Below are 22,782 nucleotides of genomic sequence, written 5' to 3'. Positions count from 1 at the left end.
TGGACCCCATGGCCGGTGAACGCTACAAGATGGACGTCAGACCGGAGATCCAGCTCATTGAGCAGGTTCTCCGGCCACTGGAGAAGGGCGATCTGCGCATCCCGGAGTTCCAGCGTCCCTTCGTGTGGCGTTCGGAGCAGATCCTCGACCTGTTCGACAGCATCGAGCGCGGCTACCCGATCGGCACCCTGCTGTTCTGGGAGACCGATCGGCGTGTTCCCAGCCTCAGCCGTATCGGAGACCTTCCCGCTCCCCCCCACCCCCAGGAGGGCCGGGCGTCCTATGTGCTGGACGGCCACCAGCGGCTGACCGCGTTGTTCTCGACCTTGCGCCGTCCCACCGATGCCCCGAGCAGCCGGGAACCGCAGGACTGGCGGTGGTGGCCCTACCGCGTCCTCGGCGAGGAGGCAAAGGAAGGAAACCCCTACCGGCACTGGAAGCAGGCGGGCCCACCACCGCTCAACTACCTGCCCATGCGGGTGGTGATGAGTACCATCAACTTCCTGCGCTACGCCAGGGAACTTCAGGACGGGGCTCCGGCGAACTGGGATGTCGGCCGTCTCATCAACGAGGCCGAAGCAGTTTCCCACCGCATCATGTCCTACAAGCTGTCCGTGGTGAGGTTGGTCGGCGGTGAGCTGGAGGACGCCGTCGAAGTCTTCTCCCGAGTCAACAGCACAGGGCAGCCGATGCAGCCAGCGCAGATGGTGTCGGCGCTCACCTACGACGACAGCGGCCAGCAAAGTCTCGCTGACCGGCTCCAGGACATGATCTCTCTGGTGGCCGACACCGGCTTCGGCGAGGTCTCCTCCGACACGGTGTTCCGCGCGGTGCTCGCGATCACAGGTGAGGAGAACGTCCGGGAAGCGCGCTGGGATGTGCTGGCCAGACGCGTCAAGGACAAGATGCAGACGGCCGTCGCCGACACCGAAGAAGCTCTGCTCAAGGCGATTTCGTTCCTGCGCCGGGAGATGGGTGTTCCGCTCGCCCGCCTGATCCCCTACGACGCACAGCTGATGCTGCTGACGACGTTCTTCCACTACCTTCCCGACGAACCCACCGACGAGCAGCGAGCCGAACTACGACGATGGTTCTGGCAGACCTCCTGGGCCGGCTACTTCGCTGGAGCGACCAGCACACAAATCCGCCAGAACCTCGCAGAGATGAAGGACTTCGCCCAAGGAAAATCCGGCCTGCCATGGATCGGCTACCTGCCGCGGCCCTTCCCCGACCGCTTCGACCTCCGTAGCGCACGGGTCCGCGCCTACCTGCTGTGGGAGCTGCAAGCGTTCCCGTCCCGGATCAAGGTCGACGGCACGAGAATCAACGCCGTCGAACTACTGGCCGCATCGCCGACGACCGCCTACCGTCAGGTCGTCATGCGAACAGGCATGCAGCTGGCATCCAGCCCCGCCAACAGAGTCATCCTTCCCACGGCCTCCCGTGTCTCCGTGCGCAGCGCCCTGGTGGACGCGGAGGAGCTGTTCTGGGACGACCTCAACTCCTCACACGGAATTCCCGAAGCAGCGATCTTTGCCTTGACGAACGGTGACGAGGAGGGATTCATCCGGATCCGCCAGAGTTACCTCGCCGCCAAGGAACGCGAGTTCATGGCGTCGCTCGGCATCACCGAAGTTCCGGGGGGCACGGCGGAACCCGACATCGACACCGAGTGACGTCAGGAGCGGTGCTTGTTGTCGACCCAGGAGCCCCGGAGGGGGATCCACTCGCCTAGGGATTCCTGGTAGGGGACCGTCGCGGTGCCCAAGCGCGGCTGGCGGGATGGGTCGGGCTGGGGGCCAGGAGCCAGAGGGCGCGGGTGCCCTGGCGGGCAGCGTCGGCCAGCCGGCTGAGGAAGCTCAGGGCGTCGTAGCGGGCGAGGACGCCGGCGTCGGTGAGGAAGAGGAGCGGGCCCAAGCCGGTGGTGAGACAGGAGCGGAGCTCCGGTTCGAGACGACCCCAGGCGGTGCGGGTGTACTCCGACAGCTTGGAAGCAGCCCGGGGCGGATCCAACACTTGGGCCACCGCTTCCGATGACGTTTTCGTCGACACGACCGGCGCCGCTCTGATCCGCCTCCGCTACCCGAACTGAGAGTCCTGTGCGCCGCTTCCTCTCCTTCTTTCTGACCGCTGTTCTGGTCGTCGCGGTGCCGGTTCCCGCGGCCGGTGCGCCGCCGGAGTTCACCAATGCCCGTCTCGTCCTCGACCGGCCGGGGGCCGTCGAGAAGGGCGAGTCCGTGACGGTCACGGGACGCCTCCAGGTCCTGGCGTCCGGTAGCTGGACGGGCGTCGCCGACGAGCCCGTCGCGGTGCTCGCCGAGGACGTCCTCAACGGGGCCGGCAGCACCACCGCCCAGGCGAGGACCCGCGCCGACGGGACGTTCGCCGTGGCCTTCCGCGCCCTGGACGACCTCAAGGTCACCGCCACCTGGTCCTACGGCGGCCGCTACTTCGACTCCGCCGCCGTCAAGGTGATCGTCAGACGCGATCTGAGGCTGCGGTTCGCCCCGGCCTCAGCCGCCGCCTCCTCGGACGGGGTGCCGTGCTGCACCCTCTATGTCTCCTTCACCAATGCCCGCGGCAGGACCTGGGGGCCCATACCTGGCCGGGTCTACCTGGACTATTCCCCTGACGCCAAGAGCTGGCGGACCGTCGGCCACACCGCCGCCAACGGCCATGGCACGGTCGCCTCCAGCGCTGGAAGGCGTCCGGTTACTTTCGCTGGCGTTACGCCCAGCACGGGGACTTCAAAGCGGACGTCAGCGATGTCGGCAAGGTGCTGCTCTGGCGGAGCAAGTTCTCCGCGTTCAAGGTGACCCCGGCCAAGGCCGGCAAGAACGCCAAGATCGTCGTGACCGGCCGTGTCGTCCGCTGGTACGTCTGGCGGGGGAAGGTCCGGCGGTCCGCGCTGCCCGCGGGCACGGAGTGGGAGCTTCGGCGGCGGTGCAAGGGCAAGGGCGGAGGGGACACCCTCGGCGTCTTCCGTACGACCGCGCCCGGGCGGCTGCGCGTCAGCGGGCGCGCGACCTGCACCGGAGCATTCCAGGCTTACGTCCGCAACCGGGACACCACCGTCGGCTCGGACTCTCCGTGGTTCGCCGTGACACAGGTTCGTAGACGAAGCTGAGAAGGGCGGCCAGGGCAGAGATCGATTGTCGGGTGAGAGCGACACACCCCCATTGTCGCCTCGCGAGGCAGCCCGCACCTCTTTGAGGAGCCTCATGCCTCGTGCACGACCGATGCTCGCCCTTGCCGCGGCCGCCGACGGCGAGATCTGGTCGGCCGCCTCTACGAGATCCGCCAGAAGCTCGGCGACGCCAAGGCCTCCACCCTGATCGTCGAGGGCCCGATCGCCGTCAGCGCACCGCGAGCGCGCGAAGCGGCAGGGGCTCGCTCGGACAATGCAGAAAGCCGGTATCGTCTTTCTGCTTGTCGAGTTTGTCCCCCCTGAGACGAGGCTTCTGCGTGGTCACTCCGCTGCTGTCCGCAGACCCCCGCCGGCTCGGCGCCTACTGGCTCGCGGGCCGGCTCGGCGCGGGTGGTCAGGGCGTCGTCTACGAAGGCTACGATCCCGCGGGCGGGCGGGTGGCCGTCAAGGCGCTGCACGCCGACCAGATCACCGACGCCTACCGGAGCGAGCTGCGGCGGGAGGTGGCGGCGCTCAGCCGGGTCGCGTCGTTCTGCACCGCGCGGATCATCGAGGCGGATCTCGATCATGTGCCGCCGTTCCTGGTCAGCGAGTACGTGCCGGGGCCCGACCTGCAGGGATGGGTGGACCGCAAAGGCGCCTACGCGCCGGACGAGCTGGTGCGGCTCGGCATCGGGATCGCGACCGCGTTGACCTCGATCCATCAGGCGGGAGTGGTGCACCGGGACCTCAAGCCCGCCAACGTGCTGCTCGGCCCCGACGGACCGCGGGTGATCGACTTCGGGATCGCGCGGACGGAGGAGATGTCGCGGAGCGCCACCGGCAGCCTCAAGGGGACGCCGCGGTGGATGGCTCCCGAGGTGTTCAAGGGGCAGCGGGCGACGTCGGCCGTCGACATCTGGGCCTGGGGCGCGATCATGGTGTTCGCCGCGTCGGGGAAGGCGCCGTTCGACGGCGAGAGCCTCCCCTCGCTGATCCATCAGGTGCTCAACACCGAAGTGGATCTCGATGCGGTGCCCGCTTCGCTGCTTCCGCTGGTCGAGCGGGCGATGTCCCACGACCCGGAGGCCAGGCCCACCGCACGCGGGCTCCTCGACGCACTGATCGGGGACGCCCCGCTCGAGGCGGGCAAGCGGGCCGCGTCGGCGCTGCCCGCCGTGACGATCACACCGTCCCTCGCCCAGCTCGCCGAGCAGGCCTACAACTCACTCGATCCCGAGGCCAAGGCCGCCGTCCCGGGGATCCTGCTGCGGATGGTCGGTGTCACGCCCGAGGCGTTCCGGTCCGTCACCTACGCGGAGCTGCTGGTCGTCGAGCTGCCTGAGGACTCCGTCCGCAGGGCGCTCACCGCGTTCACCGACGCGGGCCTGATCAGCCATGCGGCCGACGGGATCAGGCTGGCCGTCCCCGCGCTGCTCAGGGCGTGGCCGCGGCTCCAGGACTGGGCCGCCGAGGAGGGCTCGGTCCTGGACGCCCACAACGCGCTCGCCGACGCCGCCCGCCGCTGGGACTCCCACGGCCGCAAGCCCGCCGACCTGCTGCACGGCACCACCCTCGACGACACGATCACCGGCACGCTCACCGGACGCCGACATCTCACGCTCAACCGTCTCGAACGCGCCTATCTCGACGGTTCCGTCCAGGCCGCCCGGCGCCGTGGCCGTAACCGCACGTTGCTGGCGGCCGCGCTGTCGGTGCTGCTCGCCGTCGCGACCTGCACGGCCGTGACCGCCCTCGTGCAGGGCCGGTCCCTGGCGGAGAAGAACCAGACGGTCACCCGCCAGCGCGACGACGTGATCGGCGCGCAGGTCGCCAACATCGCGACCACGATGCGCCGGGTCGACCCGGTGACCGCCCGCAGGCTCGCCGTCGTCGCCCAGAACCTCGCGCCCGGCGCCTTCGACGCCCGCAACGCGCTGGCCACGCTGTACCACCAGTGGGAGGAGGACCTCTTCACCCCGCCAGGGGTCAGCGGCGACTGGCGGCGCGCCTTCGACGGTCAGGGAAGAATCGCCGCGTACGGCGACGACCGGACGGTGAAGATCGTCGACGTGGACGCACGGCGCGTCGTCCGGGAGATCGGCCTCGGCGTGCCGGTCCGCGACAACAAATACCCGCTCTCGCTGTCCGCGGACGGCAAACGGCTGTCGGTGATGCTGGCCGGCGGCCTGACCGAGATCTATGACGTGACGACCGGCGAGCGGCTGCCCGGCTCGTTCCTCCTGCGCGAGCCGTACGGCGAACTCGTCCATGACGGCAAGTGGTTCGTGAGCGTCGAGGCCGGGCGCACGACGGTGCGTGACGCGGAGACCGGCGCGGAGATCTTCACCCTGCCGTACCACTTCACGGTCACGGCGTTCGCGCCGAAGAGCGGCCTGCTGGTCGGTACCAAGGGGGCGTCACTGGAGATCTGGGACGTCGTCGCCAAGAAGCGCCGAACCGCACCCAAACTCAAGATCGGCAAGGAGCCGATCAGCGGTCTGGCGATCAGCCCCGACGGGAACCAGGTCGCGATCACCCAAGGACAGCCCGGAGAGCGCGGCTACCAGGTCAAGATCATCGACTGGCCTCGCCAATGGGTCACCGTACGGACGGTCCCGCGGCCGATCGGGCACGGCTCGCCGGCCTTCAGCTCCGACAGCCGCTACCTGCTGCTCAGCGGCACGATCTGGGACACCAGATCCGCACGCGACTACCCGATCTTCCGTTATCAGGGCGCCGACGCCTGCGACGGCCAGACCTTCGGCCCCGACGACCGGACCCTGCGCTGCTTCGACCCCCAGGGCCGGATCACGGTCCTGTCGCTGCGGACCTTCCGCGACATCCCCAATCTGTACCCGCCTCTCGAGACACCGAGTTTCTCCCTGCTCAGCGGTGACGGAAGCACGATGATCGCCGCGGAGGCCCAGAAACTCGCCGTCTGGGACCCGGTCAAGCGCGAACGGCGCGGCGAGCTGCCCATCGCCTCCTCGTCCGACCCCGAGAACCACGCCCTCGCCCACGACGGCAGCGCGCTCGCCCACTGGTCCGACGACGGCCGCATCGAACTGTGGGACGTGCCGTCGGCGACCCTGAAGTCCACGCTGGCCACCGGCAAGAAAATGGACGAAACGACGCCGGTGCGGTTCTCCCCGGACAGGAAGACCCTGGCCGTACTGACGGCCCCCGGCAAGGAATCGGTGCTCGATCTGTGGGACGTGCCGTCGGGCACGCTGCGCGCGTCCGTGCCCGGAGTCCCCGACGGCACGGCCTCCGAGCCCGACGGCGACGAGCTGTCCGAGCACCCGAAGATCCTCTTCACCGCCGACGGCAGGACCGTGATCAGCGCCCCCGACCAGGGCCTGGTCGAAGTCGCGACGGGCAAACGGCTGATCGAGCCGGTCAGGCCGCTGGAGTCCGGGCAGGCGATCAGCGCGGACGGCCTGATCGCGAGCCTCGTCAAGGGCGGCGGAGCCGGATCGGGCACCGGCTATGGCCTGAGCGAGATCATGGCGTTCTGGCGGGCAGGCGATCTCGGCCACGAATCCGACGCCCGTGTCGGCGCGCCACCGGGACCCTCGATGGCGTTCTCCCCCGATGGGAAAGCCCTGGCCGTCAGCGACTACAGCGGCCGGATCAGGCTCTGGGACGTCGCCGCCCGCCGCTCCCTCGGCCTGCCCCTCACCGGCATCGCCTACGACACCCGCTACCCCAAGACCGCGTCCTCCCTGGCGTTCGCCCCCGACGGAGGCACCGTCCTGAGCATCGACTCCGACGGCCTGCTCAGAACCCACCTCCTGGACCCGGCACGCATCGCCACCGAACTCTGTGCCCGCTACGGCGCTCTGTCCCCCGAGGACTGGGCCACATTCATCCCGATCATTCCCTACCGGAAAACCTGCTGACGGGCAGCATGCCCGCCTGCCCTCGGCAGGAGCCGTCGCGCGATCGGAAGCGATGCCGAAACGAGCCTCCGCCTCGAAGACCCGGGGGCCGTAATGTGGCGGGGTGAGTCTTGTCGAGCGCGTCCTGGGGATGCGGATGTGGCAGCGCAACGGGCAGCGGGCGCCGCACAAGCCGCTCCTGCTGCTGTACGCGCTCGGACGCTTCCAACGTCAAGGCGCCGAACCGATCCGCTACTCCGAGGTCGAAAGGGAACTCGCCTCCCTCATCACCGAGTTCGGACCGGCCGGGGCGGCCGGCCCGAACTATCCGTTCCACCGGCTCACCAACGACGGGCTGTGGAAGGTCACCACACGCGACGGCGATCCCAGCCGGAGCGACTCGCCTCGCATCCTGCGCGAGACAGGCGCCGCCGGAACCTTCCCCGACGACATCGCCGCCGAGCTCCGCGAACGGCCCGAGCTCCTCGTCGAGACCGCTCACGCGCTGCTCAGCGCCAACTTTCCGGAATCACTCCACGAGGACATCTGTGAAGCCGTAGGGCTCGACCTCACCTTCACGGCCTCCCCGCGATGCCGCCCTTCAGGTCTTCGTCGTCGCGACCCCGCCTTCCGGCGCTCCGTCCTGCGCGCCTACGCCTACACCTGCGCGTTCTGCGGCTACGAGGGCAGGCTCGATGACGCCTCCACGGTCGGCCTGGACGCGGCGCACATCAGGTGGTGGGCCTTCGACGGCCCCGACACCGTCGACAACGCCCTCTGCCTGTGCTCGCTGCACCACGTCCTCTTCGACAAGGGCGTCCTCGCGCTCACCACCGACCACCGGATCGACGTCACCGAGGCCTTCGTCGGGCGGACGCCCAACACCCGCACCCAGGTCCACGACCTCGTCGGCCGACGCGTCGAACCGCCACGTCAGGGCCTGACCGCCGACCACATCACCTGGCACCGCACCCAGGTCTTCCGCGGCTCCCCCGTCCCCGCCTGAACGCCGCCTCCTGGATCACAGGTGGACGAGCATTTTGCCGGTGTTGGCGCCGTGCATCATGGATTGGAAGGCTTCTACGGTGTTGTCGATGCCTTCGATGACGGTTTCCGCGGTGTGGAGGGTGCCGTCCTGGAGCCATTGGGCGGCTTGTTCGAAGTAGTCGGTGGCCAGGTCGTAGTGGTCCAGGACGTTCATGCCGCGTAGGGAGAGGCGTTTGCCGATCGCCAGGGGCAGGTTGCTGGGGCCCGGGGGGAGTTCGGTGGTGTTGTAGACCGAGATCGCGCCGCACAGGGCGATGCGGCCGTGGAGGTTCATCACGGAGAGGGCGGCCTGGAGGTGGTCTCCGCCGACGTTGTCGAAGTATACGTCGACGCCTTCGGGGGCCGCCTTCGCGAGCTGGGCGGGCAGGTCTCCGTCGCGGTAGTCGAGCCCGACGTCGTAGCCGAAATCCGTCAGCAGGCGCTGGACCTTGGCGGGGCCGCCGGCCGAGCCGATGACCTTGGCGGCGCCCAGCCGTTTGGCGAGCTGGCCGGCGACGGATCCGACGGCGCCCGCGGCACCCGAGACGAAGACGACGTCGCCGGTCTTGACCGGGGCGACCTCCTTGAGGCCGGCGTACGCGGTGAGCCCGGTGATGCCGAGGACGCCGAGGTGCGCCTGGACGGGGGCGAGTTCGGGATCCAGCACCTGGACGGAGGCGGCGGGCAGCAGCGCGTACTCGCGCCAGCCGAGGAAATGGGAGACGACCGAACCGGCCGGCACGGTGTCGGCGCCGCTCTGGATCACGGTGCCGATCGCGTTGCCGGTCATGGCCTCGCCGAGGTCGAACGGCGGAAAATAGGACTCGCCGTCGTTCATCCGGCCGCGCATGTACGGGTCGACCGACAGCCAGTCGTTGCGGATGAGGACCTGGTCGGGGCCCGGGTCGGGGATCGTCGTCGTGCGGAGGGCGAAGTCGGTGAGCTCGGGTTCGCCGTCCGGACGGGCGACGAGGTGCCATTCACGGCTGGTGACGGGCATGGGGGACCTCCTGGGTGGAGAGCGGGGAGAGGACGAACACGGGCAGGTCCCGGTCGGTTTTGGCGCGGTATTCAGGTAAATGGGGCCATGCCGCGTCGGCTGTCTTCCACAGCTCGTCCTTCTCGGGGCCGGATGCCTCGCGGGCGCGCAGGACCCGTGTGGTGGCGCCGTCGCGGACCTCGACGAGCGGGTGGGCGCGCAGGTTGTAGTACCAGACGGGATGGTCGGGCACCCCGCCGTAGGAGGCGACGGCGAGGTAGCCGCCGTCGTGCTCGATCCGCATCAACGGCGTTTTGCGGATGTTTCCGGACTTGGCACCCCGGTGGATCAGGATGATGACCGGCCTGTCCTCCAGCGTGCCGCCCTCCCGGCCGTCCGTCGCCTCGTACAGCGCGACCTGGTCGCGGATCCGCCGGAACGGGCTGGGCGCGTAGTCGCCGTGCAGCGTCATGGCGTCAGAGGGTGAAGCCGAGCAGCGTGCCGCCGCTGGCGTCGATGGTCTGGCCGGTGACCCAGCGCGCGTCGGGTGAGGCGAGGAACGCCACCACGTCGGCGATGTCCGCCGTCTCGCCGATCCGGTGGAGGGCCGACAGCGCGGCGGCCCGCTCCCTCAGCCCCGGGTCGGCCAGCCAGGACGCGATGTCGGTGTCGACAACGCCGGGGGCGACCGAATTGACCGTGATGCCGCGCTGCCCGAGCTCCAGGGCCAGGGTGTGGGTCAGGACGTCGAGCGCGCCCTTGGTCATCGAGTACGCGACGGTGATCGGCATCGCGATCCGGGCCGCCGCGGAGGAGATGTTGATGATCCGGCCACCGTCGCGGAGCCTGGACAGGCCGTGCTTCAGGAGGAAGAACGGCGCTCGGGCGTTGACCGCGAAGGCCGCGTCGAACTCGGTCTCGTCGGTGTCGGAGATGGGTGCGTAGGTGATGACTCCGGCGTTGTTGACGATGATGTCCACGCCGCTGGTGCTCGCGTCGAAGGACGCCCAGAGCGCCTGAGCGTCGCCCGGCTCCCCGAGCTTGGTGCGGACGCCGAACGCGGCGCCGCCCGCCTCCTTGATCGCGGCCAGTGTCGCGTCGGCGGCGGCCTCGTTGCTCCCGTAGTGGACGGCGACCAGCGCGCCTTCGGCGGCCAGCCGCTCGGCGATCCCCCGTCCGATACCGCGGCTGCCGCCGGTGACCAGCGCCGTCTTGCCCTCGAGTGTGCCCATGTGTCCCACCTATTTTTCAAGCGATCGCTACAGAATCCGTACCGTAGCACGTTCTCTAGCGATCGATATATAATTCGGGGGTGAGCACGAGACGAGGACGCCCGAGGGAGTACGACCGGGCCGCGGCCCTGGAACAGGCTCTGGTGCTGTTCTGGGAACGCGGCTACGAGGCGACGTCCATCGCCGAGCTCACGACCGCGATGGGCATGGGCGCCCCCAGCCTCTACGCCGCCTTCGGCAGCAAACGGCAGCTTTTCGACGAGGTCGTGCGGTCCTACGGCCGGACCTACCACGCCTTCATGGCGAAGGCCCTGACGGAGGAACCGACCCTCCGGCAGGGCATGGAACGCCTGCTCCGCGAGGCCGCCGGCGAGTACACCCGGCCCGACCGGCCCCCCGGCTGCCTGGTGATCAGCGCAGCCGTCAACTGCAGCTCCCCCGAGGTCGAACAGGCCCTGCGCGCCCTGCGCACCGCCGACGTCGAGGCACTCGAACGTCTCATCGCCGCCGCGATCGACGCCGGCGAGCTGCTCCCCGGAGCCGACGCCCACGCGCTGGCCCTGTTCACCAGCGTGGTCCTGCAGGGCATGGCGCAGCAGGCACGCGACGGCGCCACCCGTCCCGAACTGGAAGCCGTCGCGGCCCTCGCCCTCACCCCTTGGCCCTGGCGCTGAGCCCGCGTCTCCTATGATTTCGATCATGGGGTTGTTCGAAGAACGCAAACGGCGGAAAGAGGCGGAGGCCAAGCAGTCCGCCGAACATGAGGCCAGGCTCAGGCTGAAGGCGGCGACCGTCGCGCTGTCGTCGCTCGGCGTCCCACCGCGGCCGTACGAGGAGATCGGCCTCGTCTGGAGCGCAGAATCCGACTCCGAGCGCGACGCCCTCTTCACCCTGCAACTCAACGCCGCCGACCTGGGCGCCACCGCCGTCTACGGCCTCACCGTCTACCCGCACACCACCGGCAAGGTCTCCGGCGGCTGGGGCAGCACCTCCGTCTACGGCGAAGTGACCACCCGCTGGCGCGCCTACGGCACCGCCCTCCGCTGGACCCCCTGAATTCCTCCCCGAACCCTCACTTGCGGATCAAGGCCAGAGAGGTGAACGGGTCAGGCGATTCGCTTGATTCCGGAAAGTAGCGGAGGTGTGGCTTGACGTGACGATGACCGTGGACGGACCGCCGTAGACTCCATTAGATGGTCGACGAAACGGAGCGCTGGGCGCAGGTCGCGAAGACCGCCGTGGCAGGGGCCATGGAACTGGCTCGGAAGATGTTCGGGGGGACGATCGGCATCGAGCCGAAAGGACCACGCGGTGACATCGTCACCGAAGTGGATCGGGCCGCGGAGCGGCTCATCCTGGACTTGCTCAAGACCGAGTTCCCTGCACACGGCGTGCTCAGCGAGGAGGCGGGAGCGTACGGGTCGGAAGCCGAATATGAATGGCTGGTCGATCCGCTGGACGGGACCAACAACTACGCATACGGGCTACCCACGTACGGAGCAGCCGTCACGCTCTGCCACCGCGGCGAACCCATTCTCGCCGCCCTCGGGGAGGGTCATTCGGGCAGCATCGCCTGCGCGGTCGCCGGTGGCGGTGTGACGATCGACGGGAAGCCCGTCGAACGACCTGTCCGATCAGCGCACAGTGCCCCCGCCAACGCACTATGGATCGGCTACCAATCCGAACATGACAAGCGGCTCGCCGGCCTGACGGACATGCTCCATGCCATCAGCCGACGGGTCTTCTCCACGTGGGCCCCGACCATCGATGTGTTCCTGTACCTACGTGGCGGCCTGGACGCGATCACGATTTACCAGTGCAGCGGAACCGAACTCCTTGGGTCCCTGCTAGTCATGAAAGAAGCCGGGGCGACACTGAGCCGGCCAGACGGCGTCGTCCTCGACAGTCTGGACGGGCTCCCTGAACTGTCCTTCGCCGGAGAATTCTGCGCCGTTCGGCGACTGGTCACGGAGTATCAGCGGACAGAAGCGCCCTGAGCTCGCCGGAAAGCAGCAGCCGCTGCCGGTCGTAGCAGGGGCCGAGCACCGGATCAGGTTCGGCCAGCAGCACGATCAGATCGGTCAGTTCCCCGAGCTCTCGATGCATCAGAAAATCGCGCCGATCCGGATTGCGAAGCATACTGCGCAATGTGTAAAGGTCCATGACGCGAATGCGACGATAACTCTCCACCTTCAGGTGACGGATCGTCGCACGGAAGAACCTGCCGCACTCGGGATGCCCGTCATCGAGCCACTGGCCGTTTCCGAAAGCCTGGTCACCGTAGTAGATGCGGTTGTATCCCATATGGAAGGACTCCGCTTCCTCACTCTCCTCCATCAGCTCGACGAACGCGTCGATCAGCCCATGTCGATCATGATGGAGGGCGTCCGCAACGGCGATCGCTCGTTTCAAGAACGGATGGTCCGGTGTGAGTTCCCCGGCTCGGAGAACGGACAACGTCTGACCGCTCGCGATGATCGGCAGGAGGTTGGCGGCTTGCTGAGCGGCCATCAGATGGGTGGGCGCCGTGTCGATGTCGATCCTGGACAGGATGGCAAGAAACGTCGCCTCAATAGCTTCGCGCTCCGCTCGGACCTCCAGAGCGAGGAGAAGCTCCCGTACAAAATCGATCACTTCATCAGGGAGCGGGCGGAAGAGCAGTGCAGCCCGACCGAGGCGACGTTCCTCCCGCCTCTCATCGAGCGTTCGCACGACGTGCCGGGCCACGCAGAACTCGAAGAACGACTTGTGCGCGAACCTGTAGCGCCGACGGTCATTGGTGATGATGAGGAACGAACGGTGTGCGACCTCGCGACATACGTCGTCCAGATCGTGGTCGGCGAGCAGATTCTCCTCGAGCCACGTGCGAACGATGTCGCGGAGCTCATGAGCCTCGATCAACAGATCCTTCAGCTCGAAATGGCCCCAGCCGCGACCGGACGCCAACGACTTGGTGAAGATCTCCCAGGCGACACGCTCGATCAGCTCGCGCTTCTGCCACCAGGTGAGATGGCCAAGGCGCTTCGTCTGCTCCCGCTGCATCCACTTGTCGACGTACCGGCTGTAGATCTGCGAGGTCTCGCCGCCGTGACCGATCGTGAGAAAAGTCGACGTGTCCTGCCTCTCCAACAGGAGATCACACAGCACCTCGGCGGCCATCCGCAGTACGAGGGGTCGCGCGACGGTCTCCCGCATACTGGGATTGGCGCGGATGATCTTAATGAGCTCGTCCGCGATTTCCGGAAGGTTGCGGGACGCGGCATACCAGCGCAGATACTCCGCGCCCTGCTGCTCGAACGGCAGGGGCAGTAGCTCCAAGCTGACGGGAAAACTCTCCATCAGGTCAGTGGCGTCGACATACACCGAGTGGAAAGCCGTCCGGCAGGTCAGCAACGCCGGATGCTTGAGCAGGTCGAGGAGTTGCTGCGGGATGATGTTCGCGAGCTGCTGCGGCGAGCGCATCGTCGGCGCCTCGTCCAGACCGTCACAGATCAGAACCACTCGGCCGCTGGCGAGCAACCGCGCCAACCTCTGTTCCGACGGTAGTCGTACATCGTTGACGACCTGTTCCTTGAGCCAGAGGGCAAGTTCCTCGGCACGGGCCAGGCCGCGGACGTCCGGCGGCGATCCAGGACCCAGCGCGTTGAGATTCAGCAGGATCGGGCAGGGCGTGTTACTCGGCGACTGCGCGAACTCGTCAGCCAGTCGGGCGAACACCATGGACGCAAGCAGCGACTTTCCCGTCCCAGGTTCACCGAGAAGCAGCATCCCCTTTCCTTCACGAAGACCGCCGGTCAAGGCATCGACGATCGGAACGAGCGGCTCGTCACCGCCGCCTGTGCGGTATCTGGGTTCCACGAAGCCGAATCCGTCGCGCAGCGTTTCTTCAAGACCGCGCTGCATCGCCATGCCCTCGACCGGTAGCCGTGCCGCGAACCGTCCGGCCTCGACTGCGTGGTAGTTCCGCAGCCTCCGAGTCTCCACGAGTCCGAACCGCTTTCGCGGCAGTCCCAAACGCAGCCCGGCGATCCCTGCGATGGCCGCGGTACCCGCGCCCCCCACCAACCACCAAGAGAACCCGAACCATCCCAGCGGGGCCAACGCCAGCAGCGGAATAGCAGTCCCCGCCCAGTCCAGCACTTCTCGCGCGTCGCGCAGTCGATGCGTGCGGCTTCCTCGCCTCATAGGGTGCATAGCTCGACCTCCGGCCCTGGCCACCACTGACGATCAGACGCTTGCAAATCTGACGGAGTTCCGCCATGTCATGCGCAGTGGTTCCAAGTGGCACAAAGCGGCCTTGGCTCAGCATCAACCCGCCCTTGCCATGGCTACTCGGGGCCGGGGTCAGGCTTGGGTGAAAAGGTTCTGGTAGGGGGTGGAGGGGTGGCGGCCGGACATGAAGGAGAGGAAGTGGCGGGTGAAGTCGGAGCGGGTGTAGTGGTCGTGGGCGGGGTGGGTGGTGAGATCGCGGGAGAAGGCGGTGCGGAAGAGGGCCTGGTGTTCGGGGGCGCTGATGGTTCCGTCGCCGTCGCGGTCGGCGGCCGCGAAGAGGACTTCGGAGAGTCTGATGAGGGCGGGGCCGGCCAGGGAGGAGGCCGCGGCGGCGTACTCCTGGCGGGTGATGCGGCCGTCGCCGTCGGAGTCGAGGGACGTGAGGAGCTCGCGCCACCAGGCGGCGTAAGCCTCGTAGAGGCGGGTCTCCTCGGGTTCGTCGAGGTCGAGCCGGCCGGCGATCTCGCGGGCCATGGAGGCCAGGTCGGGCCAGTCGAGATGGCCGTCGCCCGTCTGGTCGAGGACCTCGGCGAAGAAGCGGTCGGCGGAGTGGGTGGCGGGGCTGTCGGCGGGCGGGTCGGACGGGTCGGGGGTGAGAAGGCGGAACAGGGCGCCGGCTCTGTCGGTTCTGCGGCGGAGCGCGGTGAAGGCGCCGGAGTCGGGGGCTGTCTGGTCGGGGTCGAGGAGGCCCATGACCGTCGAAGTGCTGGTCCAGGAGGCGGGGAGGATCCGGGTGGCCAGGCTCGCGCCCAGGTGGACGCCTCGGGAGAGAGAGCCCGCGCCCGGGATGTCGGCCAGACCGGCCTGCCTGCGGAACGGTTCGGGCAGGGAGCCGACGATGATCGCGGTCGCCACCGGCCCGGCGACGGCGCGGCCCGTCGCCCAGAGAGCGGGCGGGCTGCCGCGGAGCAGGGGCGGCGGCGGGACGTGCGCGAACAGACGGAACAGAATGATCTGGACGGCCTCGGTGTTCTCCAGCCCGTTGAGGATCATCTCGTCGTAGTACGGCCAGAAATCCTGCAGCGTGGGCGGCAACTGGTCGGCGTTCCCCTCGAGGACGGCGAGGAACGCCCGGTACTCGGCGTACAGACGGCGCATCGTCGGGCCGTCGAGCGACTCGCCGCTCGACCGGCACAGCGCGACCGTCGACTCGAACAGGGTGGCCACCACCCAGGCGCGTGCCGCCGGATCCATCGCGTTGTACGGGCGGCCGTTCTCGTCGCTGCCGGCGATCCGGGCGTGCATCCGGTTGAGCCGTGCCGCCTCCCTGTCGCGGGCCTGCTCGTCGTCGCCGAGGATGCGCATCGTGCTGGTCAGGGTGTTGCGCATCCGCCGCCACGGATGTGCGACGAACGACGAGTTCTCGACCAGCGCGGCGCCGATCTGCGGATGGGCCGCCTCCAGAACGGTCGCTCTCAGCACCGCCAGCGCCCAGCGCGCGTCGTTGGCGTGCCGGTACATCAGTGAATGCGGTCCGAGGACGGCGCGGTTCTGGTCGGTGGCGAGCGTGTCGGTCATCGCGGTCCTTCTCCCGTCGTGGCCGGCGCGGGGACTTCGCCGAAGCGCCGCTCCCTGCGCCGGTAGGCGTCCAAGCACTCCCAGAAGTGCTCGGCCCTGAAATCGGGCCACAGCACACTGGGGAAGATCCATTCGGCGTAGGCGACCTGCCAGAGCATGAAGTTGGAGATCCGCTGCTCCCCCGAAGTCCGGATCACCAGATCGACGTCCGGGGTGTCGGGGTTCGGCAGGTGAAGGGCGAAACTGTCCTCCGTGACGTCCTGTGCCGCCACCCCGTCACGGATCAGTGACCGCGCCGCCTCGACGATGTCGCGACGCCCGCCGTGATCGAACGCCACCGTCAGCGTCATCCCGTTGTTCCCGCTGGTCAGAGCCGCCAGATCGGTGATGTCACGGGCCAGTCCCGGCGGGATCCGCGGATCCCCGACGCCCAGGAACCGGCAGCGGATCCCCCGCGCGTGCAGCGGCAGCGCGTGCTTGCGGACGGTGCCCCTGACCAGCCGCATGAGGAAGTCGACCTCGCCGTCCGGCCGGTTCCAGTTCTCGGTGGAGAACGCGAACAGGCTCAGCCAGCGGACGCCCGCCGCGTGCGCCGCCTCGATGACGTCGATCACCGCGGCCTCCGCGGCCCGGTGCCCGGCCGATCGCGGCAGCTCCCGCCGCGCCGCCCACCGCCCGTTCCCGTCCATCACGCACGCCACATGATGCGGCCCAGCCACCACGACCCCCGTCACTCGCACCGGTCACAGAACTCCGCTGACCAACCTCCCCCACCTTCAAGATCCATACTCTTCGAGTTCAAGAAATAACCAAGAGTGAAATTCCCGGGACGCGGGCGACGGCTTCGAGGTAAGCGCGCCGTGGAACGCGGAAGACCCCGCCGATGATCGGCGGGGCCTTCCGGTGCGGCTACGGCTCGGGGACGGCTTCGGCTTTGACGGATTCCATGTCGAGGGCCTGCGCCTGGGCGATGAGGTCTTCCAGGGCGTCGGCGGGAAGGGCGCCCGGCTGCTGGAAGAGAACGACCTGGTCGCGGACGACCATGAGGGTGGGAATGGAGCTGATGTCGAAGGCACCGGCCAGTTCTGGCTCTGCTTCGGTGTCGACCTTGCCGAAGACGATGTCGGGATGCTCGGCCGACGACTTTTCGAAAATCGGTCCGAACATTTTGCACGGGCCACACCATTCGGCCCAGAAATCTACCAGGACCATCTTGTCGCCGCCGAGAACATCGTTGAAGTTCTCTTTGGTCAGAGTCACCGTCGTCATGATTCCCTTTCCCTTCACCCTCGACGAAAAGGGGCCCTGGGGCCTCCATGAGCTGCAACGCACCGCCTGAGCAGGGTGTTCCCGGTCGGCGAAGAGGTTAGGAAGGTGCCTGGATGGAGAGGTTCCTCAGATACGAACGAGGCTGAGACGACAGGTGGCCGATGCATCGGATCTGCACGATCGGGCATTCGACCCGCGATTTCGACGAAGTGGTGACGATGCTCCGGAACAACGACGTCGACACGCTGGTCGACGTACGGTCGTTTCCGTCGTCGCGGAAGTTCCCGCAGTGGAATCAGGAGGAGCTCGTCGCGGAGATGCCGCCGGACATCGCGTATCTGTGGCTGCCGAAACTCGGCGGCCGGCGGTACACGCCGGTGGACGTGCCGACCGTCAATACCGTGTGGCGGGTCAAAGCCTTCCGGGATTACGCCGATTACATGGCGACCCCGGAGTTCGCGGAGGGATTGGCGGAACTGCTGGAACTGGCCGGGACACGGCGGCCCGCGATCATGTGCAGCGAGGCCGTCCCGTGGCGGTGCCACCGGCGGCTGATCACTGACGCGCTGCTCGTCGCGGGTGCGGACGTCGTCCACATCATGTCGCCGACGAAGACCACGAAGGCCACGCTCAACCAGGAGGCCCGTCTGGTCGACGGCCTGCTGACCTATCCGGCCCCATGACACTTCTGTCGCGTCTCGCGGAGCTTGTTCTCACCATTCCGCCAGGGCGGGTGGCGTCCTATGGGGATCTCGCCGCCCGGCTGGGTGCCACACCCCGTCAGGTCGGACGGCTGATGCCCGATCTTCCGGCGTCCGTCCCGTGGTGGCGGGTGGTCCGCGCCGACGGCACTCCCGCCGCCTGCCATGCCGGACGCGCGCCCGCGCTGCTGCGCCGAGAGGGCACGCCCATGCGCCGGACCAGGGTCGACCTGTCCAGCGCCCGCCACTCCTGGCCCTGATCCGCAACCAATGGTTGCCAATCTGCCCGAAGGCGGGTAGCTTGATGAGCAACCAAACGTTGCGAAAGGTGGCCGGCATGGAGTTCGGAACGCTGGAACGGGAGATCCACATCGACGCCTCGCCCGAGGTGGTCTTCGCCGTGGTGAGCAGCCCGGAGCACCTGCGGGAATGGTGGCCGGACGAGGTCGACCTGCCCGGCGGGCGGATCGGGTTCGGCGACATGAGCGCCGACGGCACCTGGGTGCGGTTCACGATCGTCGACTCGGTGCCGCCGAAGCTGTTCTCGTTCCGCTGGACGCACGAGGAGGGCGAGGAAGCGGCGGAGGGGAACTCGCTGTTCGTGGTGTTCGAGCTGGCGCCCGCGGCGGGCGGCACCCGGCTGCGGATGATCGAGAGCGGGTTCCGGGAGCGCGGCTGGGCGGAGGCGAAGGCCGCCGAAGAGTACGCCGACCACTCCTCCGGCTGGGACTACTACCTGCCGCGCCTGCAGACCTACGCACCGAAGGTCGCCGCATGACCGTGGACGACGACCTGTGGTCCGCCATCGGCGACCCGACCCGTCGCCGAATGCTCGACCTGCTGCTCAGCCAGGGCAGCGGGACGGCCACCAGCCTCAGCGACCACCTCCCCGTGACGCGGCAGGCCGTGGCCAAGCACCTGGCCGTCCTCGACAAGGCCGGCCTCGTGCGCTCCACCGCCGCCGGACGCGAACGCCGGTTCCGCGTCGACCAGGCGCAACTGGAACGGGCCGTCGCACAGCTCGCCCAGGTCGGCGACGCGTGGGACCGGCGGCTGCGCCGGATCAAGCGCATCGCCGAGACGATCCAGAACAAGGCCGACGAACAGTAGGAGGAACGGAAATGGTGGACATCCTGCATCGCATCGGAGTGAAAGACTCCACGCCCGAACAGGTCTACGACGCGATCGCCACGCTGGACGGCCTGTCCGGCTGGTGGGCGGAGAAGACGTCCGGGCTGGCCGAGGTCGGCGGCGTCATCGAGTTCCGGTTCGGGCCCGGCGGGATCGACATGAAGGTCCTCGAACTCGTGCCCGGGCGGCTCGTCCGCTGGGAGGTCGTGGACGGGCCGCCCGAGTGGATCGGCACCACCGTCCGGTGGGAGCTGCGCCAGGACGGCGACTACACGATCGTCCTGTTCACCCACGAAGGCTGGAACGAACCGGGCGAATTCCTCCGGCATTGCAGCACCAAATGGGCGTCGTTCCTGCTCAGCCTGAAGCAGCTCGTTGAGACCGGGCGGGGCGCACCCGACCCGCGCGACGTCCCGATCAGCGACTGGCACTGAGCCGACGACGCACCACGCCCGGCCGGACGCTCTCTCGACGGCTGCTGCCGAGAGCGCGCGACGCGAACTCCGGTCATCGTGATCGACGACGCCCTTCTCTGGCGGATCGGCGCGACGCCCATCGGGGGCCGCGCCGATCCGCCTTCGCCTGAACGCGGCGAAGGCGACCTCCCTCTGGAGCATTCGCGACAACCCGGTCATCACCCGGCGAGATATGGTCGGCTGATCCATATCGGGGTTCTCAGTCGGAGATGCGCCATTCATGCTTGGAACACCCCATTCAGCCCCCTCAACCGAGCCACTGACTAAAATCGCGGCACGCGGCACGCGGCACGCGGCACGCGGCACGCGGCACGCGGCACGCGGCACGCGGCACGGAGGTTAGGCGTGGGGTTTGGTAGCCGGGGGGCCTGCATGGGGGGCCGAATGGCTGGACAAGTGGGGATCCGGGCGGATTCGCGGCGTGGTGCTGGCCGTCGCGCGGACCTTGACGTCCACAAACCGGCTGCTCGAGATGAAGCGGCTGCTGGACGGCACCGGCGTGCAGGTAGTGTTCACCGTCGATCCCGGCTCGGCGTTCTCGGGGGACAGTGAGCGGCGGCTGCGCGCGTCGGGGCAGCGGCTGCTGCCTTGGGCCGAGGCGCAGGGGCCGAAGTGGCCGCTGGTGGTGACGGCCAGCGAGAACGTCGACCTGAGCCGGATCCGCGGGCCGGTGCTCGTCCTGCAGCACGGGGTGGCTTTCGGGAAGATGGTCCCGGATTCGGAGTCGGACGGGCTGCGCAGGGCGGGCGTCGTGCCAGAGCGGTTTCTGCGGACGGGCCGCGTCACCATGGTCGTCGGGCATGACGATCATGTGGCGGAGCTGAGGGCGTCGCATCCGGAGACGGCGGGGCGCTGCGTGGTCATCGGCGATCCGACGTTCGACCAGATCGTCGCGAGCCGGCGTCGGCGCGCCCGTTACCGTCGTCGGCTGCTGGTCGGCGGGCGGCGGCTCGTGGTCGTCACCTCGACGTGGTCGCGGGACGGCCTGTTCGGGTCCTGGCCGGAGCTGTACGCGCGGCTGCTCGCCGAACTGCCCTACGACGAGTACGCGGTCGCCGCGGTGCTGCACCCGAACATCCCGACCCTGCACGGCCCGGACTTCGTCGACCAGCGCCTCGCCGACGCCCACGACGCGGGCCTGCTGCGGATCCCCGTCACGGACGGCTGGCAGGCCGCGATCGTCGCGGCGGACCTCGTGGTCGGGGACTCCGGTAGTGTCGGCCTCTACGCCGCGGCCGCCGGAATCCCGTTCGTGCTGGGCGCGTCCGGCCAGGTGGACACGCTCGGCACCGTCCAGGCGGAGCTCGCGACGACCGCGCCGAGGCTGCACCCGTCGGCGCCCCTCCGCCCGCAGATCGAACAGGCGCTACACACCGAACCGGACAAGACGCTCGCCGACCGGCTCTTCGCCCACCAGGGCACGGCCGCCGAACGGCTGCGCGCCCTCCTCCTGGGCCCACTGGACGTCGCGGCTCCCGACCGTCCTGCTTTGGCACGGTATGCCCCTGATCCGTGTCCGGAGGTGACCGTGCCGCGCACGTTCATCGTCCACACGCGTCTGGACGGCCCCGGCCTGGTCACGATGGTCCGCCACCCCAAGGCCGCGCTCCGCGAGGACGTCACACCGCCGGGTTTCCACCGCCACCGCGCCGAGTCCGATGCCGAACACCGCCTGTTCCCCGGCTCCGCCGACGTCATCGCCAACCCCACCGAAACCCCCGAACCCGACGCCCTCCGCTGGCTCGCCGAGAAACTCGACGAAGGCGCGATCATCGCCGCGGCGACCATCCCCACCGGCCTCCTGATCCACCTGAACACCGGCCCCCGCTTCCACTGCACCCCGACCGACCCCCTCCTAGCCGCCTCAACCCTCTACGAACTCACCAAACACCCCGAAATCCCCACCGGCCCCATCACCCTCCACCTAGGCCCCACCCACCACACCTTCACCCTCCACCCCCTCTGACACGAAAGCAGGCGCAATGCGGGCAAGATCGCCATGCGGCGACATGGCGTCACCCCTACTTTCATCCACCCCCGACGTGGGGGTTGTTTCGGGGGTGGAGGAGGTCGGCTCGGGGGTTGCCTTCTTCGGTGTAGATCTGCCAGGCGCGGTGGAGGTGGGTGGGGGCGTCGGCGGGGGTGGCGCGGGCCAGGAGTTCGCGGGCGAAAGCCTCGTAGTGGGTGCCGGTGAGGGTGGGGAGGGCGGCGTCCAGGAGGGTGGCGGCCTCGGTGGGGAGGTCGAGGGAGAGGAGGGTGGCGGCCTGGGAGAGGCGGACGCGGTTCGCCATGCGGGTGTCGTTCAGCGACGTGAAGCGGGCCAGGACGTCGGTGAGGGCGGAGCGGGCTTCGTCGTGGCGGCCCAGGGAGTCGAGGGTGCAGGCGTGCCAGTACAGGGCGAGGGCTTCGCCGCGGTGTTCGCCCGCTTCGGCGTTGAGGCGGCGGGAGCGTTCGTAGGCGTCGAGGGCGGCCGCGGGGTCGGTCAGGTCGAGGATCCGGCCGCGGAACTCCCAGACGGACGCGGTCAGGACCAGGTCGCCGGCGGTTTCGGCGATCTCGGCGGCGCGATCCAGTTCGGCCCACGCCTTCTCCGGCGCGCCCAGATTAGTGAGGGCGCGGGACACCGAGATCCGGAGCCTGGCCTCGGCGCGGCCGTTGCCCACGGCGCGGGCGGAGCGGGCGCCGTGCTCGCTGACGAGCGTCCAGTCGGTGAGGTAGCGGTGGTTGAAGTAGAACGCGACCAGGGCTTCGGCGAGCTGCCAGCACTCCTCGTGCAGACCGGCCTCATGGGCGGCCAGGACGATCGCCCGCAGCACGGCGCGCTCCGCCCGGAACCAGACCGTGGCGTCGGCGGCCGACGCGAACGGATCGGTCTCCCCCGCCAGCAGGACGGCATGGTCGGCGATCCGGGCCCGCGTGCCCATCTTGGCCTGGTCGGCGAAGGCCGAGTAGACGAGATAGTGCCGGACGGCCCGTCGCAATGCCGCGAGACGTTCGTCGGGCGCGTCCTGCTCCGCCAGTTCGCGTGCGTGGATCCGCACCAGACCGTGGAAACGGTAGCGGCCGCCGGGGTGGCGTTCGAGGAGGTGCGCGTCGGCGAGCCGGCCCATCAGGGCGCGCCCGCCGGGGACGAGCGCCGCCGCGACGCCGCCGGTGAAATCCGGCCC

General features: G+C 68.8%; 22 protein-coding genes and 1 pseudogene. 14 read left to right on the top strand and 9 right to left on the bottom strand.

All coding sequences use genetic code 11. The features are described from left to right. Positions 1–8 precede the first annotated feature (8 nt). Positions 9–1,676, top strand: coding sequence for a DUF262 domain-containing protein (locus tag ACYVE7_RS06150; RefSeq protein WP_460363562.1), 1,668 nt, complete (start codon positions 9–11; stop codon positions 1,674–1,676). A gap of 55 nt (positions 1,677–1,731) precedes the next feature. Here the strand turns inward: ACYVE7_RS06150 and ACYVE7_RS06145 are convergent, their stop codons facing one another. Beyond that, positions 1,732–2,016 carry a hypothetical protein gene (locus ACYVE7_RS06145; protein ID WP_460363561.1) on the bottom strand — a complete coding sequence of 95 codons (285 nt, stop codon included), beginning with the start codon at positions 2,014–2,016 and terminating at the stop codon, positions 1,732–1,734. 83 nt (positions 2,017–2,099) lie between these two features. Between ACYVE7_RS06145 and ACYVE7_RS06140 the strand changes: the two genes are divergently transcribed. The 4 genes from ACYVE7_RS06140 (at position 2,100) to ACYVE7_RS06125 (ending at position 8,017) form a co-directional block, all read left to right on the top strand. Beyond that, positions 2,100–2,816, top strand: coding sequence for a hypothetical protein (locus tag ACYVE7_RS06140; RefSeq protein WP_460363560.1), 717 nt, complete (start codon positions 2,100–2,102; stop codon positions 2,814–2,816). Next, a complete protein-coding gene (locus ACYVE7_RS06135; protein WP_460363559.1) occupies positions 2,777–3,127 on the top strand; it encodes a hypothetical protein in 351 nt (116 codons plus the stop codon). The genes ACYVE7_RS06140 and ACYVE7_RS06135 overlap by 40 nt, the downstream gene beginning before the upstream one ends. 338 nt (positions 3,128–3,465) lie before the next feature. Next, a complete protein-coding gene (locus tag ACYVE7_RS06130) occupies positions 3,466–7,032 on the top strand; it encodes a protein kinase domain-containing protein (RefSeq protein WP_460363558.1) in 3,567 nt (1,188 codons plus the stop codon). Positions 7,033–7,135: 103 nt separating this feature from the next. After that, complete coding sequence (locus tag ACYVE7_RS06125; RefSeq protein WP_460363557.1) at positions 7,136–8,017, top strand: phosphorothioated DNA-binding restriction endonuclease; 882 nt, start codon at positions 7,136–7,138, stop codon at positions 8,015–8,017. Between the two features lie 15 nt (positions 8,018–8,032). Here the strand turns inward: ACYVE7_RS06125 and ACYVE7_RS06120 are convergent, their stop codons facing one another. From ACYVE7_RS06120 to ACYVE7_RS06110, 3 genes are read right to left on the bottom strand one after another with little or no spacing between them, the layout of a single operon-like run. Continuing rightward, a complete protein-coding gene (locus tag ACYVE7_RS06120; RefSeq protein WP_460363556.1) occupies positions 8,033–9,037 on the bottom strand; it encodes an NADP-dependent oxidoreductase in 1,005 nt (334 codons plus the stop codon). After that, positions 9,018–9,488 carry a nitroreductase family deazaflavin-dependent oxidoreductase gene (locus tag ACYVE7_RS06115; protein ID WP_460363555.1) on the bottom strand — a complete coding sequence of 157 codons (471 nt, stop codon included), beginning with the start codon at positions 9,486–9,488 and terminating at the stop codon, positions 9,018–9,020. Before ACYVE7_RS06115 ends, ACYVE7_RS06120 begins: the two co-directional genes overlap by 20 nt. A 4-nt stretch (positions 9,489–9,492) precedes the next feature. Continuing rightward, a complete protein-coding gene (locus ACYVE7_RS06110; RefSeq protein WP_460363554.1) occupies positions 9,493–10,248 on the bottom strand; it encodes an SDR family oxidoreductase in 756 nt (251 codons plus the stop codon). A gap of 80 nt (positions 10,249–10,328) precedes the next feature. Between ACYVE7_RS06110 and ACYVE7_RS06105 the strand changes: the two genes are divergently transcribed. The 3 genes from ACYVE7_RS06105 to ACYVE7_RS06095 all read left to right on the top strand — a co-directional run bounded on the left by ACYVE7_RS06105 (position 10,329) and on the right by ACYVE7_RS06095 (position 12,245). Continuing rightward, the gene (locus ACYVE7_RS06105; RefSeq protein WP_460363553.1) at positions 10,329–10,922 is read left to right on the top strand and encodes a TetR/AcrR family transcriptional regulator; all 594 of its coding nucleotides are present in this window, start codon (positions 10,329–10,331) and stop codon (positions 10,920–10,922) included. 25 nt (positions 10,923–10,947) lie between these two features. Continuing rightward, positions 10,948–11,304, top strand: a complete 357-nt coding sequence (locus ACYVE7_RS06100) for a hypothetical protein (protein WP_460363552.1) — start codon at positions 10,948–10,950, stop codon at positions 11,302–11,304. 137 nt (positions 11,305–11,441) lie between these two features. After that, a complete protein-coding gene (locus tag ACYVE7_RS06095) occupies positions 11,442–12,245 on the top strand; it encodes an inositol monophosphatase family protein (protein WP_460363551.1) in 804 nt (267 codons plus the stop codon). Here ACYVE7_RS06095 and ACYVE7_RS06090 read toward each other — a convergent pair. From ACYVE7_RS06090 to trxA, 4 genes are all read right to left on the bottom strand, one after another. Beyond that, positions 12,214–14,388 carry an NACHT domain-containing protein gene (locus tag ACYVE7_RS06090; protein ID WP_460363550.1) on the bottom strand — a complete coding sequence of 725 codons (2,175 nt, stop codon included), beginning with the start codon at positions 14,386–14,388 and terminating at the stop codon, positions 12,214–12,216. The genes ACYVE7_RS06095 and ACYVE7_RS06090 overlap by 32 nt on opposite strands. A 204-nt stretch (positions 14,389–14,592) precedes the next feature. Then, a complete protein-coding gene (locus ACYVE7_RS06085) occupies positions 14,593–16,038 on the bottom strand; it encodes an oxygenase MpaB family protein (protein WP_460363549.1) in 1,446 nt (481 codons plus the stop codon). Then, the gene (uppS, locus tag ACYVE7_RS06080) at positions 16,035–16,739 is read right to left on the bottom strand and encodes a polyprenyl diphosphate synthase (RefSeq protein WP_460363574.1); all 705 of its coding nucleotides are present in this window, start codon (positions 16,737–16,739) and stop codon (positions 16,035–16,037) included. The genes ACYVE7_RS06085 and uppS overlap by 4 nt, the downstream gene beginning before the upstream one ends. A gap of 208 nt (positions 16,740–16,947) precedes the next feature. Further along, a complete protein-coding gene (gene trxA / locus ACYVE7_RS06075) occupies positions 16,948–17,307 on the bottom strand; it encodes a thioredoxin (protein WP_460363548.1) in 360 nt (119 codons plus the stop codon). A gap of 161 nt (positions 17,308–17,468) precedes the next feature. Between trxA and ACYVE7_RS06070 the strand changes: the two genes are divergently transcribed. The 6 genes from ACYVE7_RS06070 (at position 17,469) to ACYVE7_RS06045 (ending at position 21,581) form a co-directional block, all read left to right on the top strand. Then, positions 17,469–17,990, top strand: coding sequence for a DUF488 domain-containing protein (locus ACYVE7_RS06070; RefSeq protein WP_460363547.1), 522 nt, complete (start codon positions 17,469–17,471; stop codon positions 17,988–17,990). Further along, a complete protein-coding gene (locus tag ACYVE7_RS06065) occupies positions 17,987–18,268 on the top strand; it encodes an MGMT family protein (protein ID WP_460363546.1) in 282 nt (93 codons plus the stop codon). The genes ACYVE7_RS06070 and ACYVE7_RS06065 overlap by 4 nt, the downstream gene beginning before the upstream one ends. Positions 18,269–18,345: 77 nt before the next feature. Further along, positions 18,346–18,786: an SRPBCC domain-containing protein gene (locus ACYVE7_RS06060; RefSeq protein WP_460363545.1), complete on the top strand. Its 441-nt coding sequence runs from the start codon at positions 18,346–18,348 to the stop codon at positions 18,784–18,786. Continuing rightward, positions 18,783–19,118 (top strand): ArsR/SmtB family transcription factor, encoded by a 336-nt coding sequence (locus ACYVE7_RS06055; RefSeq protein ID WP_460363544.1) that lies wholly within the window; start codon positions 18,783–18,785, stop codon positions 19,116–19,118. The genes ACYVE7_RS06060 and ACYVE7_RS06055 overlap by 4 nt, the downstream gene beginning before the upstream one ends. An 11-nt stretch (positions 19,119–19,129) precedes the next feature. Continuing rightward, positions 19,130–19,573, top strand: a complete 444-nt coding sequence (locus ACYVE7_RS06050) for an SRPBCC family protein (protein WP_460363543.1) — start codon at positions 19,130–19,132, stop codon at positions 19,571–19,573. Between the two features lie 463 nt (positions 19,574–20,036). Further along, positions 20,037–21,581 carry a hypothetical protein gene (locus ACYVE7_RS06045; RefSeq protein WP_460363542.1) on the top strand — a complete coding sequence of 515 codons (1,545 nt, stop codon included), beginning with the start codon at positions 20,037–20,039 and terminating at the stop codon, positions 21,579–21,581. 61 nt (positions 21,582–21,642) lie between these two features. On the opposite strand, the pseudogene ACYVE7_RS06040 reads toward ACYVE7_RS06045, so the two are convergent. Next, positions 21,643–22,782: pseudogene (locus ACYVE7_RS06040) on the bottom strand (ATP-binding protein); the annotation flags it as partial.

It is taken from the genome of Actinocorallia lasiicapitis (assembly GCF_054778695.1).
The sequence above is the reverse complement of the archived record's forward strand: the minus strand, read 5'-3'. Positions and strand labels throughout refer to the sequence as shown.